This window comes from Streptomyces sp. NPDC002730, assembly GCF_042888805.1.
In the GTDB taxonomy this organism is placed as follows: Bacteria; Actinomycetota; Actinomycetes; order Streptomycetales; family Streptomycetaceae; genus Streptomyces.
The window spans coordinates 224,262-245,166 of the sequence record NZ_JBIAQG010000010.1; the positions used below are offsets into that span (position 1 = coordinate 224,262).

Below are 20,905 nucleotides of genomic sequence, written 5' to 3' on the forward strand. Positions count from 1 at the left end.
TATGGCACTGCCCGCACAACGCCACTTCCGTAAGCATGTAGTCGCGGTTCGACCGACGCCCCGCCCAGGGCGTCTCGCTGGGTGCAAGAGCTCGCCTCAGGGCCTCGTGGGTTGCTCGGTTCCACAAGCCTTCGCAGAGGCGTACGGGGTTCCCCTCTTGGTCGATGACGGGTTTGCCCCCGTGCATCAAGTAGCCGAGAGCAGCCTCGGAAAGAAGGATGTTCCGCAAGCTGGTCGGATACCACGGGCGGCCCCCCGCCGACCTGCCGTACATGACAGCCAGATGGTCGGCTGGGCACAACTCCCCCTCACGGTTCAGTCGGGCAGCCTCGCTGCTGGGCGTGACACGCTCTGGGTCGGCAAGGATGCGGCGAGCCACGAGCCGCAGCACGGTGGACGCGTGCGGGTGAAGCTCTACATGGTCGATCTTTCCGCCACTCACGCGTCGCACGTACTGGAACCCATACGACGGCTTCCCCTTGGGCCGCCCAGCGGCCCGCATCTTGATGGTGGCGTTACGGTTCCGGCGTTGGATCGCTCGCAGCTCCATCTGGGCGCCCCACGCCTCCATGGTGAAGCGGTTCTCGTCCGTCTGGTCGTCCAAGTCCCACGAGCCATCGTGGCCGTACGTGACGAGCAGTTTTTTCTCGTCGCGCATCTTGTAGCCAGTGTTCAGGCAGTCGACGACGTTGCGGCCGAGGCGGTCCACAGCAGCAGCCACCAGGCCGTCGTACGGTCCCCGCTCATCACGGAGCCACGGGCCCAGCTTGGGCCGTGTCACGGGGTCCGTTGCGCCCGAGACCTCCCAGTCATCGGCCCAGCCGATAATGTGACCCCCGATGGATGCGGCGGCTGAGAGAACGTCCTCCCTCTGACGCTCCGGTGACGACGTGGCCGCCTTCATGCGGGATAGCCGCCGCACGCCGAGCAGGCACTTTCCGCATCCGTCATTAGGGTCGTTCGATCATGTCCAGGTCCGTACCGCGCAAGGCTTCTCCGTTTCGAGCACGCAGGTTACGGAGAAATCGCGGCCACCCCCTGGACGATCTTGATCAGCTCAGGAAGCTCAGTCGAACCTGACGGTTGACGTTAGAGATGTTGGTATCCACCAGGCAGACCGACTGCCAGGTGCCGAGCTCCAGCCGGCCGCCGATCACCGGCAGCGTGGCGTGCGGCGGCACCAAGGCGGGCAGTACGTGGTCCCTGCCGTGGCCCGGGCTGCCGTGCCGGTGCTGCCAGCGGTCGTCTGCCGGCAGCAGGGTGTGCAGCGCGGCGAGCAGATCGTCGTCGCTGCCCGCGCCGGTCTCGATGACCGCGACGCCCGCCGTCGCATGCGGGACGAAGATGTTGAGCAGGCCGTCCCGGCCGCTCGCGGTCTCCTGGAGGAATTGTTCGCAGGCGTGGGTCAGATCGGTCACCGTCTCGACGGAGCCGGTGGTGATGGTCAGGATCCTGGTGGTGAACTGTCCGGGCATGGGTCCATCTTCTCGTCCATTCGGCAAGATCGCCGATGCCCGGACCGAGGACGCACTCGCGCGGGACCTCGTTCGACAGCGCACATACGAAGGCGCGGTGACCGGGTGCAGGCGCGCACGGTCAGGGCTCAGCCGTCGCCGCCCGCCGCAGTGCCTCGATGAGCACCTCCACCGACGGCCGCCCCCGCGAGGCGGCACGTACGGCCACCACAACATGCCGCTCGACCAGGTCGTCGAGGGGCACCGAGGCGATGCCCTCCGAGCGCAGCCTCAGCATCAGCCCGGTCAGCGGCGCCACGCCGAGACCCGCCCCGACCATGGCCAGGGAGGTCGCGGTGTCGGTGACCTCATGGGCGACGCGCGGTTCGAATCCCGACCGGCGGCAGGCCGTACGCACGGCACGTCCGTAGTGCGTATGGGGCGCGGGCAGGATCCAGTCCCGGTCGGCCAGCCGGGTCAGCCGCCAGGACGTCGCGTCGGGCGGCGCCTGATCGGCCGGCACAGCCACTGTGAAGCGCTCCGAGTGGAGTCGTACCAGCTCAGAGGCCTCGTCCCGGGCGAGCGGAGCGTCCGGATAGTCGAGTCCGAGCGCCAGGTCCACCCGACCGGCGGAGACCTCCGCGTGGGCCTGGTCGACGTCCACCTCCTGGCTCACCACCTCGACCGCCGGGTGGTGTTCGCCGAGCCAGCGCAGGGCGGGCGGAAGGAAGGCCGCTGCCGCTGTGCCGAACACGCCGAGCCGCAGCCGCGCCGAGATCTCCGTGCGGGTGCGCTCGATGGCGGCCGCCGCCTCGGCCTGGGCTCGCAGGATGCGGCCGGCGTGGACGACCAGGGTGTGCCCGGCGTCCGTGAGCTCGACCCGCCGCCCGACTCTCCGTATCAGCTGCGCGCCCGCGGTCCGCTCCAGCTGGGCGATCTGCTGGGAGATCGCGCCAGGGGTGTAGCCGAGGGCCGCAGCGGCCGCCGTCATGGTGCCGCAGCGGTCGAGTTCGGCCAGTGCGCGCAGATGTACTCCACCCAGTTCCATGGAGAGGATCTAAAAGATCGACTGCTGAAACTGTCAATGGACGCGAAGAGTCGGTGGCGTCCACCATGGCTGTCACCGCATGGACTCCGCCTCATGCCGCGATCCACCGCGATGTGTCGAGCAGACGGGACGGCTCTATTCATGGTTCACAGCGCTGAGGTCGTCATCGTCGGCGGTGGCGTCGTCGGGGCGAGCATCGCCTTCCATCTGGCAGAGGCCGGGGTGCGGGACGTTCTGGTTCTGGAGCGCGACGAACCGGCGTCGGGCTCGTCGGGCAAGCCGATCGGCGGGATTCGCGCCCAGTTCTCGGATCCGCTCAACATCAGGCTGGGGCAGCGCAGCCTGGAGGCCTGGCGGGCCTTCACCACCCGCCCCGGGGCCGACATCGGCATCGAGAGCGTCGGCTATCTCTTCCTCCTCGGCAACGAGGCCGAGGTGGCGACGTTCCAGCAGGCCGTCGACGTACAGAACGAGCTCGGTGTCCGCAGCAGGATCATCACGCCCCGCGAGACGCACGAGCTGTGCCCCTACGTGGATCCGCATTCCGTCGTCGCCGCCGCGTACTCCCCCGACGACGGCTACGCGCTGCCGAAGGCGGCCGTGCACGGCTATCTGCGCGCCGCCCGGCGCCTCGGCGCGACCCTCCGTACGCACTGCACCGTCACCGGCATCGATGTCGGCGGCGGGCGGGTGCGGGCGGTGCGTACGACGTCGGGCACAGTGCGCACCTCGACGGTGGTCTGCGCCGCGGGTCCCTGGTCCGCGGCCGTCGGCGCGATGGCCGGTGTGGAGCTGCCCGTCACCCCGCTGCGCCGGCAGATCGCGCTGACCGGGCCGCTGAGTCCCGCGCCGCCGAGGGTCCCCTTCACCCTCGACTTCGACTCCACGCTCTACTTCCACAACGACGGAGCGGGCGGGCTGGTCCTCGGCCTGTCCGACCCGCGCCAGGAGCCGGGTTTCGGGCGCGAGTTCAGCCAGGAGTGGCTGGAGCCGTTCCGCGAGGCGGCCGCCCGGCGGGCACCTGCACTGGCCGGTCTTCAGGTCCGGAGCGGCTGGGCGGGGCTGTACGAGATGACTCCGGACCGCAATGCGCTGATCGGCCGGGCGGGCGGGGTGAACGGCTTTCTGTATGCCACCGGATTCTCCGGGCACGGCTTTCTGCAGGCGCCCGCGGTCGGCGAGATCGTCCGTGACCTCTACCTCGACAGGACGCCGTTCATCGATGTCGGGCCGCTAGCCGCGACCCGCTTCGAGGGACACGCCGCGGCCGTCCGCCCCGAGGCCCACATCATCTGATCCCGCAGTACACCGGAAGGTCCCGATGCAGTACATCGGAAGGTAAGGAGGAACGCATGATTCCCGTCTGGCGGCTGCGCGCCGCGTTCGCCCGCCGTCTCTCCGACATGTACGGCATGGAAGTCCCCGCGTACACCACGCTTCTGAAGGTGTCGGCGCAGGTCAACGACGAGGTGATCAGCAAGGGCGGCGACACGGGACGGCTCGGCGGCATCGAGCGGGTCACGGCGGAGCGGCACGGCGCCATCCGGGTCGGTACCGCGCGCGAGATGCGCCAGGCCGCCCAGGTCTTTGCCGCGCTGGGCATGGAGCCGGTGGGCTTCTACGATCTGCGCGAAGCCGCGGCCAGCGCCGTCCCGGTCGTGTCCACCGCCTTCAGGCCCATCAAGGCCGAGGAGCTGGAACGCAGCCCCTTCCGGGTCTTCACTTCCATGCTCACCACGGCCGACCGGCGCTTCTTCGACGCCGGACTCGAGGCCCGGCTGGAGTCCTTCCTGGGCCGGCGCGAGCTGTTCCCGCCGGAGCTCCTCGACCTGGCCGCGCGGGCCGAGCGGGAGCAGGGCCTCGACGAGGCAACGGCAGAGCAATTCCTGACTCTGGCGGTCGCCGCTTTCGAGCTGTCACCGCAGCCCGTGGACCGCGCCTGGTACGCGGAACTGGAGCGGATCTCCGCCGTCGCCGCCGACATCGGCGGCGTCACCAGCACCCATATCAACCACCTCACCCCCCGCGTACTCGACATCGACGAGCTCTACCGGCGGATGGCGGACCGCGGCATCACGATGATCGACCGGATCCAGGGCCCGCCGCGCTGGGACGGCCCTGACGTGCTGCTGCGCCAGACGTCGTTCCGGGCCCTGGCCGAGCCCCGCCGCTTCCGTGAACCCGACGGCAGTGTGGCCGCCGGTTCCCTGCGGGTCAGGTTCGGCGAGGTCGAGGCGCGCGGCATCGCGCTCACCCGGTCGGGCCGCGCCCTCTACGACCAGCTGATCGGCGAACCGGCCGAGGTCTGGACCGGCCGCTTCCCGCGTACCGAACACCAACTGGCCGTCCAGGACAAGGCGTTCTTCCGCTACGAGCCGGTAGCGGGCCGGCCCGGCGACGGCCGCCGCCCGCCGGAGGATCTCGCAGGCCTCCTCGACAGCGGCTGGGTGAGCGCCCACCCCATCGTCTACGAGGACTTCCTGCCCGCGTCTGCCGCCGGCATCTTCCAGTCGAACCTCACCGACGAGGGCACCCGGGACACCACCGCCATCGGCGCCCACTACGACCAGCAGTGGCTCTCCGGCGTACTGGAGCGCCCCGTCCACGACCCCTTCGACCTCTACGCCGCTCAGCAGGACAGCTCACTTCGGCAGGCCCGCCGGGCCCTCGGACTCTCCAAGGACACATCTTGACCACCAACAGCATCACGCTCCCCGACAACGACTCCCTGCGCACCCGGGCGAAGGAGAGCCTGCTCCGCTGCGGTGTGCAACTTCCCCCGGGCGGTGGCGATCTCGTCGCCCGCACACCGCTGACCGGCGAGGCTCTCTTCACGCTGCCCGCCACGCCGCCCGAGCAGGCCGACGCGGAGATCGGCGTGGCCGAGGAGGCGTTCAGGCAGTGGCGTACCGTTCCCGCGCCGCAGCGTGGCGCGCTGGTCAAGCGGCTTGGCGAGCTGCTGACCGAGCACAAGGAGCACCTGGCGGACCTCGTCACCATCGAGGCCGGCAAGATCCGTTCCGAGGCGCTCGGCGAAGTACAGGAAATGATCGACATCTGCGAGTTCGCGGTCGGGCTCTCGCGTCAGCTGTACGGCCGGACCATGGCCTCCGAACGGCCGGGGCACCGGCTCTCGGAGAACTGGCATCCGCTGGGTGTTGTCGGTGTGATCTCCGCCTTCAACTTCCCGGTCGCCGTCTGGTCGTGGAACACCGCGCTCGCACTGGTCTGCGGCGACACGGTCGTCTGGAAGCCCTCGGAGCTGACCCCGCTGACCGCTCTCGCCTGCGACGCCCTGCTCGCCCGCGCCGCCGCCGACACCGGTGCGCCCGCGGGTGTGCACCGGCTGCTGCTCGGCGGGCGCGAGGCGGGTGAGCGGCTGGTGGACGACGCACGGGTGGCCCTGGTGAGCGCGACGGGATCGGTCCGTATGGGACGCGAGGTCGCCCCGCGTGTGGCCACCCGATTCGGCCGCTGTCTGCTCGAGCTGGGCGGGAACAACGCGGCGATCGTCACTCCGTCCGCCGATCTCGACCTCGCCGTGCGCGGGATCGTCTTCTCCGCCGCGGGCACCGCGGGCCAGCGCTGCACCAGCCTGCGCCGCCTGATCGTCCACGAGGACATCGCGGACCGGCTGGTGGAGAAGATCGTCCACGCCTACGGCCAGCTGCCGGTCGGCGACCCGTTCCAGGAGACCACCCTGGTGGGCCCGCTGATCTCCGACACGGCGCACCGGGGTATGACCGAGGCGCTGGCGGCGGCCGAGGCCGACGGCGGGAAGATCCTGACCGGCGGCGACCGGCAGCTGGCGGAGCAGGCGCCGGAGGCGGCGTATGTACGGCCCGCGGTCGTGCGGATGCCCGCGCAGACCGCCGTAGTTCGCCGGGAGACCTTCGCCCCGATCCTGTATGTGCTCAGCTACCGGACGCTGGAGGAGGCCGTCGCGCTGCAGAACGGGGTCCCGCAGGGCCTGTCCTCCAGCATCTTCACGCAGGACCAGCGGGAGGCGGAGCGCTTCCTGGCCGCCGACGGCTCCGACTGCGGTATCGCCAATGTCAACATCGGCACGTCCGGTGCGGAGATCGGCGGAGCATTCGGCGGGGAGAAGGAGACCGGCGGCGGCCGCGAGTCCGGCTCGGACGCCTGGAAGGCGTATATGCGCCGGGCCACCAACACGGTGAACTACTCGGACAGCCTGCCGCTGGCCCAGGGGGTCAACTTCCTCTGACCCCTCCGATTCCGCTGAGCGGAGCGGGAAGATCCACGACCCCGACGCGGTTGGTAGAACCGTGAACAACTTCGGGGTGCGAGACGTGGACGTGGTCGTCATCGGCGCCGGACAGGCGGGACTGTCCGGCGCCTACCATCTGCGACGCGCCGGACTGGAGCCGGACCGCGATTTCGTGGTGCTCGACCATGCCCCGCGGGCCGGCGGAGCCTGGCAGTTCCGCTGGCCCTCGCTGACGTACGGCAAGGTGCACGGCATGCATGCTCTGCCTGGCATGGAGCTGACCGGGGCCGATGACGGGCGGCCCTCCTCCGCGGTGATCGGCGAGTACTTCTCGGCGTACGAGGAGCGCTTCGACCTGAAGGTCCACCGGCCCGTCGATGTCACGGCGGTGCGCGAGGGCGAGGACGGGCGGCTGCTCGTCGAGACCTCGGAGGGGAGCTGGTCGGCGCGGGCGCTGATCAATGCGACGGGCACCTGGGACCGTCCGTTCTGGCCGCGCTACCCCGGCCAGGAGACCTTCCACGGGCGGCAGTTGCACACCGTGAACTACCCGGGACCCGAGGAGTTCACCGGGCAGCGCGTGATCGTGGTGGGCGGTGGCGCCTCGGGGACGCAGCATCTGATGGAGATCGCGGAGGTGGCAGCGGACACGACCTGGGTGACGCGCCGGCCGCCCGTCTTCCGCGAGGGGCCGTTCGACGAGGGTGCCGGCCGGGCGGCGGTGGCCATGGTGGAGGAGCGGGTTCGGCGCGGACTGCCGCCGATGAGCGTGGTCTCCGTCACCGGGCTGCCGGTCAACGACGCCGTACGCCGCGCCCGCGCGAACGGGGTCCTGGACCGGCTGCCGATGTTCGACCGGATCACTCCGACCGGGGCCGCCTGGGACGACGGGCGGACGGTGGAGGCGGATGTGATCCTCTGGGCGACCGGTTTCCGCGCGGCGATCGACCACCTCGCACCGCTGCGGCTGCGCGAGCCGGGCGGCGGCATTCAGGTGGAGGGCACCCGCGCCGTCCGGGACGCCCGCATCCATCTGGTCGGATACGGGCCTTCGGCCTCGACGATCGGCGCCAACCGGGCGGGCCGGGCGGCGGTCCGTGAGATCAAGCGGCTGCTGGAGCGCGCAGGCGAGATCGAACCGGCCCTGGTCTGACGGCCGTCAGCCGCTGTTGCCCGCGCTCCTGCGCTTGGCGTTGAACTCCTCGACATTGCGCCGGTGATCCTCGTAACTGGCGGTGAAACGGGTGTCCCCGGGCGCCACGGTGACGAAGTAGAGCCACCTCCCGGGCGCCGGATTGACCGCCGCGTTCATCGCCTCGTCCCCCGGATTGTCGATCGGAGTGGGCGGCAGCCCCCGGCGTTGATAGCTGTTGTACGGACTGTCGAGCTTGATGTCGCTCGCCGTGGTGTCCAGGGTGCTGCGGTTCAGCGCGTAGTTCAGCGTCGAGTCCATCTGCAGCGGCATCCCCTGGGCGAGCCGGTTGTAGATGACCCGCGCCACCTTCCCCATGTCCTGGGGAGTATCGGCCTCGGCCTGCACAATGCTGGCGATGTTCACGGTCTGATAGGCCGTCACTCCGCTGCGCTGGGCGCCGCTGCTGATGTGCATGGCCCCGAACCGCTGCCCGGCCGTGTTGACCATGTAACTGAGCAGGGTCGTGGGCGTGGTCTTGGAGTCGACCGGATACGTGGCCGGGAAGAGGTAACCCTCAGGATTGCCCCTGGCGTCGACGGGCAGTCCCAGTTTCGCCGCGCCTGCCGCCTTCCGGGTGGTGCCGGGTGCCACGTCGAGGGCCTTGTCGACCGCCGCGTACACCTGCGAGGCGCGCCAGCCCTCGGGCACGACCAGTGTCGCCTTCTTCCCCGTGGTCTCCTTCGGCAGCAGGAGCGGCACCAGTACCGCGGCAGCCGCGACGACGACCGCGCTCACCACGATCAGGACCAGCCGGCCACGGCGGGTCAGGCGGAGCCTGCGACCGGGCTGTGCCGACGACGGTTCGTTCTTCATACGGGCACGCTAACCCGGAGCCCGCGCCGATCACGGCACCCGGCGAGGCGCGAGCAGGCTCCGCCGGGTCCGCCGTACGTCGGGAGATCGTGAGGTCTACCGCACGAAGGGCGGCAGCGCGGCGAACTCCGGTACCACCTGGACTGCCTCGGCAAGGGTGTCGAGGGTGCGCCTGACCTTGGTCAGCGGGTGGTCGGGGAACTGCGCGTCCCACTGGGCATGGTCGGCGGCGTGGAAGGGCAGACCGCCCTGGACCTCCGGCGCGTACGGGTGCGGCCTGAAGTACTTGTCGGTGCCGACCTGGGCCATCACCATGGCCTCCCGCATTCCCGTCATGCCGCGCTCGGGCGCCTGGATCTTCACCACGGTGCTGCATGTCGCGCGCGGCACGGTGAAACTGCCGATGAACGCCTGGCCCGCGGGCTGTCCCGGCAGCGGCAGCTTGAGTATCTGCTTCAGCGCGGGCAGCTGTCCCAGACTCTTCACCGAGGCCTCGATCAGACCGCCGCCCGCGTCGGCCGTGAGGCGGGTGAGTGCGGCGCGCAGCGCGGGACCGTCGTCGAGCGAGGCGGGCATGTCCGGCGGCAGCCCGAAGAAGTGCAGCGACAGCACATCGCCTTGGTCGTTCGCCCAGACGTCGTTGTCGACGGGCCGGTATCCGGGCAGTTCCACCCCAAGAAGAGCTCTCATGGGCGGTGATCATGCCGTACCGGACGAGGGCGGTCCGTGTCAGGGTGCGACGGGGGCCAACCGCGCGTCCCTGCGCACCAGAGCGGCATAGCGGCCGTCCCGCTCGAGCAGCTCCTCATGGCTGCCGCGCTCGGCTATGCGCCCCGCGTCGAGAACGACGATCTGGTCGGCGTCCCGGACCGTGGAGAGGCGGTGGGCGATGGTGATGGTCGTACGGCCTGCGGAGATCGCGTCGATCGCCTGCTGCACGGCGTGCTCCGTACGGGTGTCGAGGGCGCTGGTCGCCTCGTCGAGGATGAGGACGGGCGGATCGCGCAGGATGGTGCGGGCGATGGCGAGCCGCTGCTTCTCACCGCCGGAGAAGCGGTAGCCGCGCTCGCCGACCAGGGTGTCGTAGCCGTCGGGCAGGGACGCAATGTGGTCGTGGATCTGCGCGGCGCGGGCGGCCGCCTCAATCTCCGCGTCGGTGGCGTCCGGTTTGGCGAAGCGCAGATTGTCGGCGACGGAGGCATGGAAGAGGTACGTCTCCTGGGAGACGACGCCCACGGTCCGGGCGAGCGTGTCGAAGTCGAGGTCGCGCACATCGACGCCGTCAACCGTGACCCGGCCGCCGGTGACGTCGTACAGCCGGGGCACCAGATAGCTGAGCGTGGACTTTCCGGAACCGGTGGGCCCGACGACGGCGAGGCTGCCACCCGCCGGCACCGTGACATCTATCCCGTCGAGGGTCGGCCGGGCCTGCTTCGCCTCGTAGGCGAAGTCGACGTCTTCGAAGCGCACTTCGCCGAGGACCTTTTCGAGCCGGACCGGTTCGACAGGCTCGGTGATGTCGACCGGCAGGTCCAGATACTCGAAGATCCGCTGGAAGAGAGCGAGCGAGGTCTGCATCTGCACTCCGGTGGAGAGCAGGCTCACGGCGGGCCGGAACAGGCCCTGCTGGAGCGAGACAAAGGCGACGAGCGTGCCGATGGAGATCGCGGGTCCGCCGGACTGGAGCGCCAGGCCCGCGGCCCAGTAGATGAGGGCGGGCATGGCGGCCATGACGATGCCTATGGTCGACATCCGCCACCGGCCGGCCATGCTGGAGCGCACTTCGAGGTCGACGAGGCGCTCGGACTCCTCGGCGAAGGACCTGGTGAGCGAGTCGGCCCGGCCCATAGTGCGGCCGAGCAGGATGCCGCTGACGGAGAGCGACTCGGTGACGGTGGCGGCCATGGCGGCCATCTGCTTCTGCCGCTGCGTGGTGATCTTCTTGCGCTCGCGGCCGACCCGGCGGCTGATCCAGACGAACAGCGGCAGCAGGAGCAGCGAGACGGCGGTGAGCCGCCAGTCCAGCGCGAGCATCGCGACGACGGTGGCGACCACGGCCGTGAGGTTGGAGACCAGGGAGGTCGCGGTGGAGGTCACGGTCGCCTGCATCCCGCCGATGTCATTGGCGATGCGCGACTGGACCTCTCCGGTGCGGGTCCTGGTGAAGAAGGCGAGCGGCATGCGCTGCAGCTGGGCGTAGACGGCGGTGCGCAGGTCGTGCATGACGCGCTGGCCGACGGTGGTGGATATCAGCGTCTGGAGCACACCGAAGACGCTGTTCATCACCGCGGTGAGGATCATGCCGAGGGCGAGCAGGCTGAGCAGCCCGGTGCGGCCCTGCGGGATGGCGGTGTCGAGGATCTCGCGCAGCAGGAACGGCGAGGCGACCGAGACGAGCGACGCGGCTGCGACGAGCAGCCCGACGATCGCGAGCCGGCCGCGGTAGGGACGGAAGAGCCGGAGGATGCGCCGCACCTCGGCGGGCGGCTGCTCCGGGTCCTTGGGCGGGGGTGTCCAGGTGACGGCTTCGGGGTGCATGGGCTCCTTCGACAGGGGCTGAGTCGGGGGTGGGACAGGGGCGGTTCAGCAAAGTTTTGGAGAGCTTAGCTCACTGTTACCTATATTCACAATGAGCCTGCTCCTGATATTGTTCCGGCATGCTGTACTCATCTTCCGGGGCATCCGACGCCGACGGCCTGCTGGCCGAGCAACTGCTGCGGCTGACGCGACGACTCCACCGCAGTCAGAAACGGCAGCTGGAGTCGGCCGACATCGCGATCACGCCCGCGCAGTCCCGGCTGCTGCGCACCGTCGCGCATTACGACCAGCCGCCGCGCATGGCCGATCTCGCCGCGCGCCTGGAAGTGGTACCTCGCGCCGTGACCAGCCTGGTCGACGGCCTGGAGACGAGTGACTGCGTCCGCCGCATCCCCGATCCGAGCAATCGCAGGGTGACCCGGATCGAGCTCACCGACACCGGCCGCGCCACGCTCCGGGCGCTGCGCAGCGCCCGCCGCGCGGCCGCGGAGGACATCCTGGCTCCACTGACCGCCGAACAGCGCGAGGTGTTCGGCGGGCTGCTGTCCACCCTGGTCGACGGACCGGGGCCACGCTGCTGACGGATCGGGCGACGGGCCGCAGCTCCCGCTCCGCACTGCCGGAGCGGGAGCGTACGACCCGTCGCGGTCCGGTCCGCCGCGGCAACTCACCTTCGGAACCCTTCGGTCGGCGCGGTCGACGCGCGCCTGCGACCCCGTGCCCGTGCCCGCTTCAGCAGCGCAGCCGGTCTTCGGTCACCGTCCCCTGGACGGTCCGCAGGCTGCGGTCGTAGCAGCCCTCGGAGCCGTACAGCCGGTAGCGCTCCGCCGTCGTCCCGACCGCGTGCCGCTGGTCGCGCGGCACATTGGCGGTGTAGGTCGCATCGCCGCTGTACGTGTCGTCGAGCCGCGACCAGGCCAGGCGCTTCCCGCCCTGTGCGACGACCGCGTCGGCCTTGTCCCCGAGGGTGAGGACGGTACGCAGCCGGTCGCCCGCGCCCAGCGTGGTGACTCCGTCCATCGTGTACGTCCGGTGCGTGGCCGAGATCCGGCGTCCGCTGGTCACCGTCCCGTCGTCCGTCCAGGTGCCCTTGAGCGCATCCAGGTTCTCGCCCTCGGTCCAGCGGTGTACGGAGGTGTTGCCCAGCACGCGGGTCACGGTCGTGGCGACGCGACCGTGCGAGGTGTTGAGGTGACCGGCGACGGTGAGCCGGTGACCGCCCTTTGTGTCGAGCCGGTGCTCGGAACCGGGCGTGTACGTCACCGAGTTGACGGGCGCGCTCTCCTCGTGGCGGGTCAGCGCGCCGGTGACGACATCACTCCCGTTGTCCTGCCACACCAGCACATTGGTGGGCGTGCTCCAGCCGGTCCGGCCGGCCGGGACTCCGACGACGGACACCTCGACGCGGTGCGGCCGGCCGTCGTTGAGCCGCGCGGCGAAGGGCGTGAGGTCGTACTGGATCGGCTTGATGTCGAAGGCACGCGGCCCCGGCGTCACGTACCAGAGGAAGGGGTTGGACCAGCCGCCCGTCCAGACCGTCGGGAACGGCGCGGCGATTCCCGCGAGCTGTCCGTCCACCTTGATCTGCACCTCGCGGTACGGACCGCCCGCGGCTTTGCACGAGTACGGGGCGGTGTCCGGGACGGTCAGATACCAGTACTCCTCGCAGCCGCCGCCCGATCCGGTGGCGTACACCTCGGCAAGGATCCGCTCGGAGTTGCGCGGAGTGGTGAGCGAAGTGCCGTCCAGGGCAAGCACCTTGTCCGGCACCCTGTCCGGCGCCTCGTCGGGCTGCGCTGCCGGCTTCGCGGCGCGCTCGGCCGCGTAGAAGGTCAGTGTGACCTTCACGTCGAAGACGCCGGTGTACGTCTCATTGACGACATTGCCGATGAGCATCTCGACCGGCTGGGTACGGCGCAGGATGTCGCTGTAGCGCGTGATGTCCTTCTCCACCGACCAGGCGATGCCGTCCGGCGAGGGCTGCGGCGTTGAGGTGCGCAGGATCTCCACGCCGCCGACGGCGAGATGCCCGAGCCGGTCGTACTGCCGCCCCTTGACGCTCCCGTCGAGCCGCAGCACCACCTTGCTCCAGCGGTCGCCGCATCCCTTCGACGGTGCGTAACTCCCCTTGTACGGCGTGAAATCGCGGAACTGCGCCTCGACGACGGTCACTTGGCAGGACTTCGCATGGGGGCGGGTGACGGGCGGCACGGCGGTGACCGGGTCGTGCCAGTCGGTGCCGAACTCCGCGGGCGGTGTATCGGCCGCCGCGGCGGGTCCGGCGCCGAGCAGCGACCCCGCGGCCAGCGCCAGTCCGGCGAGCATGGACATGATCTGTCTCTTCATGCGTCAGGAGTGAAGCGTGCGGCAGGTCAGGTGCGCCAGAGCGAGTTGTCAGATCTTGGCGCGTTCTGTGTCCCCGGCGCAAAATTCGATTGCCGAGGAGGGTCCCGAAAGGCGAACCTTGCACGGTTTGAGCCGCACTTTCGAGCCCTGGGACATCATGCAGATTCGCGATCTTCCGTATCCCGATCCAGGTGATCCCGACGTCCGGTCCGGCACGCACTTTCTGCTGTGGCTCGGTCGGAATCAGCTGGGCGGTCAGTTCAAGGCCTTGTTCTGGGGGTTGATGCACCAGCTCGGCATCGCCGGGCTGCCGCTCGGCGTGGGCCTGGCCGTCCAGGCCGTGGTGGACCGCTCCGGCGAGCGGCTGGCGTACGCGGGCGGGCTGATCGTGCTGCTCGGCGCGGCCATCTCGCTGGGCGACACGATGCTGCACCGCGCCGCCGTCACCAACTGGATCACCGCAGCGGCCCGTGTCCAGCAGCTGCTGGCCCGCAGGACCGCGGAGCTCGGGGCGGTCCTGACCCGCCGGGTCGCCGCCGGCGAGGTCATCGCGGTCTCGACCGGTGATGTGGAGAAGATCGGCTGGTTCGTCGAAGCGCTGTCGCGGTTCGCGGCGGCCGCCACCACGCTGGTCGTGGTCTGCGTCGGTCTGGTGATCTACGAGCCCGCGCTCGGCTTCATGGTCGCGATCGGCGTACCGGTACTGGCCCTGGCCGTACTGCCGTTGCTGCCCCGCGCCACCCGGCGCGCGGACATCCAGCGCGAGAAGGCGGGCAAGGCCACCGAGCTGGCCTCCGACACGGTCGCCGGCCTGCGGGTGCTGCGCGGTATCGGCGGAGAGGAGCTGTTCCTCGGCCGCTACCGCCGGGCATCGCAGGAGGTGCGCCGGGCCGCCGTCCGCAGCGCCCGTATGTGGGCGCTGATCTCCGCGATCCAGGTGCTGCTGCCCGGTCTGCTGATGACCGCCGTGGTCGGGTACGGCGCGAAGCTCACGCTCGACGGCCGGATCGAGGTGGGCCAGCTCGTCACCGTCTACAGCGCGGTGCTGCTGACGCACTACCCGTTGAGAAACGTCGAGGAGATCGCCATGGCCTTCTCCTTCTCCCGGCCCTCCGCGAAGCGGGCGGCACGGGTGCTGGCGCTGCGCCGCACGACGGAGCCGTCCGGGGTCGAGTACGGCCGCCCGAGCGGAGATCTGTACGACCCGGTCACCGGAGTTCTCGCTCCGGCAGGCCGGTTCACCGCCGTGGTGTGCGGCGACCCGGACGCTGCCGGACTGCTGGCCGAACGCCTCGGCGGGCATCCGGCCGCCGAGGCGGACAACCCCACGTCCGTACTGCTCGGCGGCGTGCCGCTGGACGAGCTGACGCTGGACGAGTCCCGTGCGGCCGTCCTCGTACAGGACAAGGATCCGGTGCTGCTCTCCGGCACACTGCGGGAGCTTCTCGACGTGCCCTCGTCCGGCCAGGTGTCCGCGGAGGACGCGCTCGATGCGGCGCAGTGCGGGGATGTGCTGGACGCGCTCGCCCAGGCGTCCGTGGACACCGACGGCGACCCGATGCGGACGCGGATCACCGAGCGCGGCCGGTCCCTGTCGGGTGGCCAGCGGCAGCGCCTCGCGCTGGCCCGTTCGCTGGTGACCGACCCCGAGGTGCTGGTCCTGGACGAGCCGACATCGGCCGTCGACTCGCACACGGAGGCGCGGGTCGCGGCGGGCGTCAAGCGCCTGCGCGCCGACCGTACGACCGTGGTCTTCGCCTCGTCCCCGCTCCTGCTGGACCTCGCGGACCGGGTGGTGCTGGTCGACAACCACGAGGTGGTGGCCGTCGGCGTACACCGCGAGCTGCTGCACACCGAGCCGCGCTACCGGGCCGTCGTCACCCGTGAGACGGACGACGAGGCCGAGGAGCGGCTGAGGACGGCCGAAGCGGCTGAACTGGAAGCATTCGCAGAGATCGAGGAGTCGGCATGATCGGCATCGCGCCGCCGGAGTACGACCCGGCGGCACCGGAGTCGGCGACGACGCTGCCCGTCGGCAGTGCCGCGACCGTACGGTCCTATGTGCGCGAGCTGCTGCACCGGCACCGGCGCGCCTTTGTCGCACTGATCGCCGTCAACGCGATCGCGGTGATCGCGTCCATGACGGGCCCGTATCTGCTCGGCTCGGTGGTGGAGCGGCTGACGGACGGGGCGCGCGAGCTCCATCTGGAGCGCACCATCGCGGTGTTCGCGCTCGCGCTCGTCCTTCAGACCGTGTTCGTACGGCTGGTGCGGCTGCGCGGCGCGATGCTCGGCGAGGAGATGCTGGCCGATCTGCGCGAGGACTTCCTCGTGCGATCGGTCGGCCTGCCGCCGGGCGTGCTGGAGCGGGCCGGTACCGGCGATCTGCTCTCCCGTATCACCACCGACATCGACCGGCTGGCCAACGCCATGCGCGAGGCCGTGCCGCAGCTCGCCATCGGCGTGGTGTGGGCGGCGCTGCTGCTGGGCGGTCTCGCGGTGACGGCGCCGCCGCTCGCACTGGCGGTGCTGGTGGCCGCACCGCTGCTGGTGGCGGGCTGCCGCTGGTACTTCAAGCGGGCCCCTTCCGCGTACCGCTCGGAGGCTGCCGGGTATGCGGCGGTCGCTGCCGTCCTCGCCGAGACGGTCGACGCGGGCCGGACCATCGAGGCGCACCGCCTCGGCGATCGCCGCATCGCGCTCTCCGACCAGCGGGTCAAGGAGTGGACGTCGTGGGAGCGCTACACGCTCCATCTGCGCTCGGTCCTCTTCCCCGTCATCAACCTCACGCATGTCACGGTGCTCGGCTCGGTGCTGATGATCGGCGGCTGGTTCGTCCTGCGGGGCTGGATCGACGTCGGTCAGCTGACAACGGGGGCGCTGCTGGCCCAGATGCTCGTCGACCCGGTCGGCATCATCCTTCGCTGGTACGACGAGCTGCAGGTGGCCCAGGTGTCGCTGGCCAGGCTGGTGGGCGTCCGCGAGATCGAGCCGGACGCGGGCGACGGCAAGGTCAGCCCGGACGGACGCGATGTGCGCGCGGACGGGGTGCACTTCGGCTACCGCGAGGGCGTGGATGTGCTGCACCAGGTGTCCCTGGCCGTGGCGCCGGGCACCCGGCTGGCCCTGGTCGGCCCGTCCGGCGCGGGCAAGTCGACGCTGGGCCGGCTGCTCGCGGGTATCTACGCGCCGCGGGCGGGACGGATCACCCTCGGCGAGGCCGAGCTGTCCCGGATGCCGGCGGAGCGCGTCCGCGAACATGTAGCGCTCGTCAACCAGGAGCACCACGTCTTCGTGGGCTCGCTGCGCGACAACCTGCTGCTGGCGCGTACCGGCGCTTCCGACGCGGAGCTGTGGGCGGCGCTCGGCGCGGTCGACGCGGACTCCTGGTCACGGAGTCTCGACGACGGCCTGGACACCGAGGTCGGCTCGGGCGGCCTCGCCCTGACCCCGGCACAGGCCCAGCAGATCGCATTGGCGCGCCTGGTCCTCGCGGACCCGCACACACTGGTCCTGGACGAGGCGACCTCGCTCCTCGACCCGCGGGCGGCACGGCATCTGGAACGCTCGCTGTCACGGGTCCTGGACGGGCGCACGGTGGTGGCGATCGCTCACCGCCTGCACACCGCGCACGACGCGGATGTGATCGCGGTGGTGGAGGAGGGCCGGATCAGCGAGCTGGGCAGCCACGACGAACTGGCGGCGGCGGACGGGGCGTACGCGGCACTGTGGCGTTCCTGGCACGGGTGAGTGCCGCGGGCCGGGTCGGCAGCCGTGACCGGGCCCGCTCGCCGCGGACGGTTGTCAGTAGCCGCAACCGGGCCCGCTGAGCGCCGCGGACCCCTAGATGTAGCCCAGCGCCGCCGCGCCGCCCACTCCCCCGAGCAGCATGAACACCGGCATCAGCACCTTCAGCTCCACCCAGCTGCCCGCCCTGAACCGCATCGCCTTCGGCGGGCCGATCGGGTACCAGCGCTTGCGGCCCACCGGTATCGGCCACAGGACCGGGCAGCCCGAAACGGTCAGAGCATCGCCGATGTCATGCACCAGGGCGCCCAGCACGATCGGCAGACCCAGCCACAGGTACTCCTGGCCCGGGGCAGTGAACAGCCAGTCCGAGCCGTTGCCCGGCTTGTCCAGCACTCCGGCCAGGATCCAGGCGCTCGTCGCGCCCAGCAGCCACACCAGTACATCGCTAGAGACCCGCGCGGCCCGCCACAGCAGGCCCTCCACCGCGAGCACCAGGTGGATGAAGAGGATCGCGAGGACCGCCCACCGGCCCCCGGTGATCGCCAGCGCCGAGGTGCCGGCACCGATCAGTACCGCCCACAGCCAGGTGTGGGTGAGTGTGCGGTGGCCGCCGGTCCTGCGCTTGTCGCCGGGCTTCTTCGTCGCCTTGTAGACGGCGTACGACAGCTTGTCGACGACCTCGCACAGTCCGCGCGAGACGGGGCCGAAGGCCCGCGAGATCGTCGCCGCCTTGTGGTCGAGGTCGGGCGCGAGTGCCGCGCCCGCGCAGATCAGCGCTCCGACGACGAGGACAGGCCACGGCATCGGGTGGCCGGCGGCGGCGGTCGCCGCGCCCACCCCCAGCCAGGCAGCCGCCCCGGAGAGAGAGTGCGCCGGTCCCATCATGTGCGTTCCCGCCCCATTGCTCTTGTGGTGAAGCCCAGTTGACAGGGCAGCGTATCGCCCGTGATCTTGTCGCCGTCGCCCGGTTCCCTGATCCGGGCGGAAGGCAGGCAAGATGGGGGCGTGACCCTTATTGATCAGCTGCCGCCGGATGCCGACCCCGATGCCCTCTTCGAAGCCTTCTCCTCGTGGGCCGAAGGCCAGGGCATCACGCTCTATCCGGCTCAGGAGGAGGCGCTGATCGAGGTGGTCTCCGGGGCCAATGTGATCCTTTCCACGCCCACCGGCTCGGGAAAGAGCCTGGTCGCGGCGGGTGCGCACTTCACGGCGCTGGCTCAGGACAAGGTCACGTTCTACACCGCGCCGATCAAGGCGCTGGTCTCCGAGAAGTTCTTCGACCTCTGCAAGCTCTTCGGCACCGAGAACGTCGGGATGCTGACGGGCGACGCGTCCGTCAATGCCGACGCCCCTGTCATCTGCTGCACCGCCGAGGTGCTGGCCTCCATCGCGCTGCGCGACGGCAAGTACGCCGATATCGGCCAGGTCGTGATGGACGAGTTCCACTTCTACGCCGAGCCGGACCGCGGCTGGGCCTGGCAGATCCCGCTTCTCGAACTGCCGCAGGCGCAGTTCATCCTGATGTCGGCGACGCTCGGCGACGTCGCCATGTTCGAGAAGGACCTGACCCGCCGCACCGGCCGCGAGACCTCGGTCGTGCGGTCCGCGACCCGGCCCGTCCCGCTCTCGTACGAGTACGTCACGACGCCGATCACGGAGACCCTGACCGAGCTGCTCGAAACCAGGCAGGCGCCGGTCTACATCGTGCACTTCACGCAGGCCCAAGCGGTCGAGCGCGCGCAGTCGCTGATGAGCATCAACATGTGCACGCGTGAGGAGAAGGACAAGATCGCCGAACTGATCGGCAGCTTCCGCTTCACCACCAAGTTCGGGCAGAACCTGTCCCGTTACGTGCGTCATGGCATCGGGGTGCACCACGCCGGCATGCTGCCCAAGTACCGCCGTCTTGTCGAAAAGCTGGCGCAGGCGGGCCTGTTGAAGGTCATCTGCGGTACCGACACGCTCGGGGTCGGTGTCAACGTCCCCATCCGCACGGTGCTGTTCACCGCTCTCACCAAGTACGACGGCAATCGCGTACGTACTCTCCGCGCCCGCGAGTTCCATCAGATCGCCGGTCGCGCCGGGCGGGCCGGATTCGACACCGCCGGTTTTGTGGTCGCCCAGGCCCCCGAGCACGTCATCGAGAACGAGAAGGCGCTCGCGAAGGCCGGCGACGACCCGAAGAAGCGCCGCAAGGTGGTCAGGAAGAAGGCTCCCGAGGGCTTTGTCGCGTGGTCGGACACCACGTTCGAGAAGCTGATCGGCTCCGAGCCGGAGCCGCTGACGTCGCGCTTCCGGGTCACCAACATCATGCTGCTCTCGGTGATCGCCCGGCCCGGGAATGCCTTCGAGGCGATGCGCCACCTCCTCGAGGACAACCACGAACCACGCAAGGCGCAGCTGCGCCATATCCGCCGGGCCATCGCCATCTACCGCTCGCTGCTCGACGGCGGGGTGGTGGAACAGTTGGACAAGCCCGATGCCGAGGGCCGCACCATCCGGCTCACCGTCGACCTCCAGCAGGACTTCGCGCTGAACCAGCCGCTGTCGACGTTCGCACTCGCGGCCTTCGACCTGCTCGACCCGGAGTCCCCGTCCTACGCCCTGGACATGGTCTCTGTCGTCGAGTCGACGCTCGACGACCCTCGCCAGATCCTCGCCGCCATGCAGAACAAGGCGCGCGGTGAGGCGGTCGGCCAGATGAAGGCGGACGGCATCGAGTACGAGGAGCGCATGGAGCGACTCCAGGACATCTCCTACCCCAAGCCGCTGGAAGAGCTGCTGTGGCACGCGTACAACGTCTACAAGAAGTCGCACCCGTGGGTCGGTGACCACCCGGTCTCGCCGAAGTCCGTCATCCGTGACATGTACGAACGGGCCCTCACCTTCACGGAGTTCACCTCCTGGTACGAGCTCGCGCGCACCGAGGGCATCGTGCTGCGCTATCTCGCGAGCGCGTACAAGGCTCTTGACCACACCATCCCCGACGACCTCAAGACCGAGGACCTTCAGGACCTGATCGCCTGGCTCGGCGAGATGGTGCGGCAGGTCGACTCCAGTCTGCTCGACGAGTGGGAGCAGCTTGCCAACCCGGAGGTCGAAACGGCCGAGCAGGCCCAGGAGAAGGCCGACCAGGTCAAGCCGGTCACGGCGAACGCCCGCGCCTTCCGTGTGCTCGTACGCAACGCCATGTTCCGCCGGGTGGAACTGGCCGCGCTGGACCACGTCCGCGAGCTCGGCGAGCTGGACGCCGAGTCCGGCTGGGACGAGGACGCCTGGGGCGAGGCGATGGACAAGTACTGGGACGAGTACGAGGACCTGAGCACCGGACCCGATGCGCGCGGCCCCAAGCTGCTGCTGATCGAGGAGGATCCGGAGCACGGTCTGTGGCGGGTCCGGCAGATCTTCGCCGACCCGAACGGCGACCATGACTGGGGTATCAGCGCGGAGGTCGATCTGGCGGCCTCCGACGAGGAAGGCCGGGCCGTCGTGCGCGTCACATCCGTCGGCCAGCTCTGACACTGGGAATA

The 20,905-nt window shown here is 70.1% G+C and carries 15 protein-coding genes and 1 pseudogene; 8 read left to right on the plus strand and 8 right to left on the minus strand.

Features of this window, described 5'->3' with window-relative positions; all coding sequences use genetic code 11:
• Positions 1–544: 544 nt before the first annotated feature.
• The 3 genes and pseudogenes from ACFYXH_RS25765 to ACFYXH_RS25775 form a co-directional block, all read right to left on the minus strand.
• Positions 545–904, minus strand: a pseudogene (locus tag ACFYXH_RS25765) (recombinase family protein); the annotation flags it as partial.
• A gap of 148 nt (positions 905–1,052) precedes the next feature.
• A complete protein-coding gene (locus tag ACFYXH_RS25770) occupies positions 1,053–1,475 on the minus strand; it encodes a YjbQ family protein (RefSeq protein ID WP_389567331.1) in 423 nt (140 codons plus the stop codon).
• 121 nt (positions 1,476–1,596) lie between these two features.
• The gene (locus ACFYXH_RS25775) at positions 1,597–2,502 is read right to left on the minus strand and encodes a LysR family transcriptional regulator (RefSeq protein WP_389567334.1); all 906 of its coding nucleotides are present in this window, start codon (positions 2,500–2,502) and stop codon (positions 1,597–1,599) included.
• A 141-nt stretch (positions 2,503–2,643) separates the two neighbouring features.
• Here ACFYXH_RS25775 and ACFYXH_RS25780 point away from each other — a divergent pair, with 141 nt between their 5' ends.
• The 4 genes from ACFYXH_RS25780 to ACFYXH_RS25795 all read left to right on the plus strand — a co-directional run bounded on the left by ACFYXH_RS25780 (position 2,644) and on the right by ACFYXH_RS25795 (position 7,886).
• Complete coding sequence (locus ACFYXH_RS25780; protein WP_389567337.1) at positions 2,644–3,798, plus strand: NAD(P)/FAD-dependent oxidoreductase; 1,155 nt, start codon at positions 2,644–2,646, stop codon at positions 3,796–3,798.
• A 56-nt stretch (positions 3,799–3,854) separates the two neighbouring features.
• Entirely contained in the window at positions 3,855–5,195 is a 1,341-nt protein-coding gene (locus ACFYXH_RS25785; RefSeq protein WP_389567340.1) for a 2-oxoadipate dioxygenase/decarboxylase family protein, read from the plus strand.
• Positions 5,192–6,730 (plus strand): aldehyde dehydrogenase family protein, encoded by a 1,539-nt coding sequence (locus ACFYXH_RS25790; RefSeq protein ID WP_389567342.1) that lies wholly within the window; start codon positions 5,192–5,194, stop codon positions 6,728–6,730. The genes ACFYXH_RS25785 and ACFYXH_RS25790 overlap by 4 nt, the downstream gene beginning before the upstream one ends.
• Before the next feature lie 76 nt (positions 6,731–6,806).
• Positions 6,807–7,886 carry an NAD(P)-binding domain-containing protein gene (locus ACFYXH_RS25795; protein WP_389567736.1) on the plus strand — a complete coding sequence of 360 codons (1,080 nt, stop codon included), beginning with the start codon at positions 6,807–6,809 and terminating at the stop codon, positions 7,884–7,886.
• A 6-nt stretch (positions 7,887–7,892) separates the two neighbouring features.
• Here ACFYXH_RS25795 and mltG read toward each other — a convergent pair whose 3' ends face one another.
• From mltG to ACFYXH_RS25810, 3 genes are all read right to left on the minus strand, one after another.
• Complete coding sequence (gene mltG / locus ACFYXH_RS25800; RefSeq protein ID WP_389567345.1) at positions 7,893–8,741, minus strand: endolytic transglycosylase MltG; 849 nt, start codon at positions 8,739–8,741, stop codon at positions 7,893–7,895.
• Between the two features lie 96 nt (positions 8,742–8,837).
• Positions 8,838–9,431, minus strand: a complete 594-nt coding sequence (locus ACFYXH_RS25805) for a hypothetical protein (protein WP_389567348.1) — start codon at positions 9,429–9,431, stop codon at positions 8,838–8,840.
• Positions 9,432–9,470: 39 nt separating this feature from the next.
• A complete protein-coding gene (locus ACFYXH_RS25810) occupies positions 9,471–11,279 on the minus strand; it encodes an ABC transporter ATP-binding protein (RefSeq protein ID WP_389567350.1) in 1,809 nt (602 codons plus the stop codon).
• Between the two features lie 119 nt (positions 11,280–11,398).
• On the opposite strand from ACFYXH_RS25810, the gene ACFYXH_RS25815 reads away from it, so the two are divergent.
• Complete coding sequence (locus ACFYXH_RS25815) at positions 11,399–11,860, plus strand: MarR family transcriptional regulator (RefSeq protein WP_327322019.1); 462 nt, start codon at positions 11,399–11,401, stop codon at positions 11,858–11,860.
• Between the two features lie 151 nt (positions 11,861–12,011).
• On the opposite strand, the gene ACFYXH_RS25820 is transcribed toward ACFYXH_RS25815, so the two are convergent.
• Positions 12,012–13,625, minus strand: a complete 1,614-nt coding sequence (locus ACFYXH_RS25820) for a peptide-N4-asparagine amidase (protein ID WP_389567354.1) — start codon at positions 13,623–13,625, stop codon at positions 12,012–12,014.
• Between the two features lie 157 nt (positions 13,626–13,782).
• Here ACFYXH_RS25820 and ACFYXH_RS25825 point away from each other — a divergent pair, with 157 nt between their 5' ends.
• The gene (locus tag ACFYXH_RS25825) at positions 13,783–15,597 is read left to right on the plus strand and encodes an ABC transporter transmembrane domain-containing protein (RefSeq protein ID WP_389567739.1); all 1,815 of its coding nucleotides are present in this window, start codon (positions 13,783–13,785) and stop codon (positions 15,595–15,597) included.
• Positions 15,594–17,375 carry an ABC transporter ATP-binding protein gene (locus ACFYXH_RS25830; RefSeq protein ID WP_389567357.1) on the plus strand — a complete coding sequence of 594 codons (1,782 nt, stop codon included), beginning with the start codon at positions 15,594–15,596 and terminating at the stop codon, positions 17,373–17,375. Before ACFYXH_RS25825 ends, ACFYXH_RS25830 begins: the two co-directional genes overlap by 4 nt.
• Positions 17,376–17,468: 93 nt before the next feature.
• On the opposite strand, the gene ACFYXH_RS25835 is transcribed toward ACFYXH_RS25830, so the two are convergent.
• Positions 17,469–18,260: a metal-dependent hydrolase gene (locus ACFYXH_RS25835; RefSeq protein WP_385304906.1), complete on the minus strand. Its 792-nt coding sequence runs from the start codon at positions 18,258–18,260 to the stop codon at positions 17,469–17,471.
• 60 nt (positions 18,261–18,320) lie between these two features.
• Between ACFYXH_RS25835 and ACFYXH_RS25840 the strand changes: the two genes are divergently transcribed.
• Positions 18,321–20,894: a DEAD/DEAH box helicase gene (locus tag ACFYXH_RS25840; RefSeq protein WP_389567360.1), complete on the plus strand. Its 2,574-nt coding sequence runs from the start codon at positions 18,321–18,323 to the stop codon at positions 20,892–20,894.
• The last annotated feature ends 11 nt before the right edge of the window (positions 20,895–20,905 follow it).

Excerpts from the sequence above, each read along its gene's own strand:
- ACFYXH_RS25820 (WP_389567354.1), bottom strand. The coding sequence starts at position 13,625 with ATGAAGAGACAGATCATGTCCATGCTCGCCGGACTGGCGCTGGCCGCG.
- ACFYXH_RS25815 (WP_327322019.1), top strand. The coding sequence starts at position 11,399 with ATGCTGTACTCATCTTCCGGGGCATCCGACGCCGACGGCCTGCTGGCC.
- ACFYXH_RS25780 (WP_389567337.1), top strand. The coding sequence starts at position 2,644 with ATGGTTCACAGCGCTGAGGTCGTCATCGTCGGCGGTGGCGTCGTCGGG.
- ACFYXH_RS25810 (WP_389567350.1), bottom strand. The coding sequence starts at position 11,279 with ATGCACCCCGAAGCCGTCACCTGGACACCCCCGCCCAAGGACCCGGAG.
- ACFYXH_RS25835 (WP_385304906.1), bottom strand. The coding sequence starts at position 18,260 with ATGATGGGACCGGCGCACTCTCTCTCCGGGGCGGCTGCCTGGCTGGGG.
- ACFYXH_RS25825 (WP_389567739.1), top strand. The coding sequence starts at position 13,783 with ATGCAGATTCGCGATCTTCCGTATCCCGATCCAGGTGATCCCGACGTC.
- mltG (WP_389567345.1), bottom strand. The coding sequence starts at position 8,741 with ATGAAGAACGAACCGTCGTCGGCACAGCCCGGTCGCAGGCTCCGCCTG.
- ACFYXH_RS25775 (WP_389567334.1), bottom strand. The coding sequence starts at position 2,502 with ATGGAACTGGGTGGAGTACATCTGCGCGCACTGGCCGAACTCGACCGC.
- ACFYXH_RS25770 (WP_389567331.1), bottom strand. The coding sequence starts at position 1,475 with ATGCCCGGACAGTTCACCACCAGGATCCTGACCATCACCACCGGCTCC.
- ACFYXH_RS25785 (WP_389567340.1), top strand. The coding sequence starts at position 3,855 with ATGATTCCCGTCTGGCGGCTGCGCGCCGCGTTCGCCCGCCGTCTCTCC.
- ACFYXH_RS25805 (WP_389567348.1), bottom strand. The coding sequence starts at position 9,431 with ATGAGAGCTCTTCTTGGGGTGGAACTGCCCGGATACCGGCCCGTCGAC.
- ACFYXH_RS25830 (WP_389567357.1), top strand. The coding sequence starts at position 15,594 with ATGATCGGCATCGCGCCGCCGGAGTACGACCCGGCGGCACCGGAGTCG.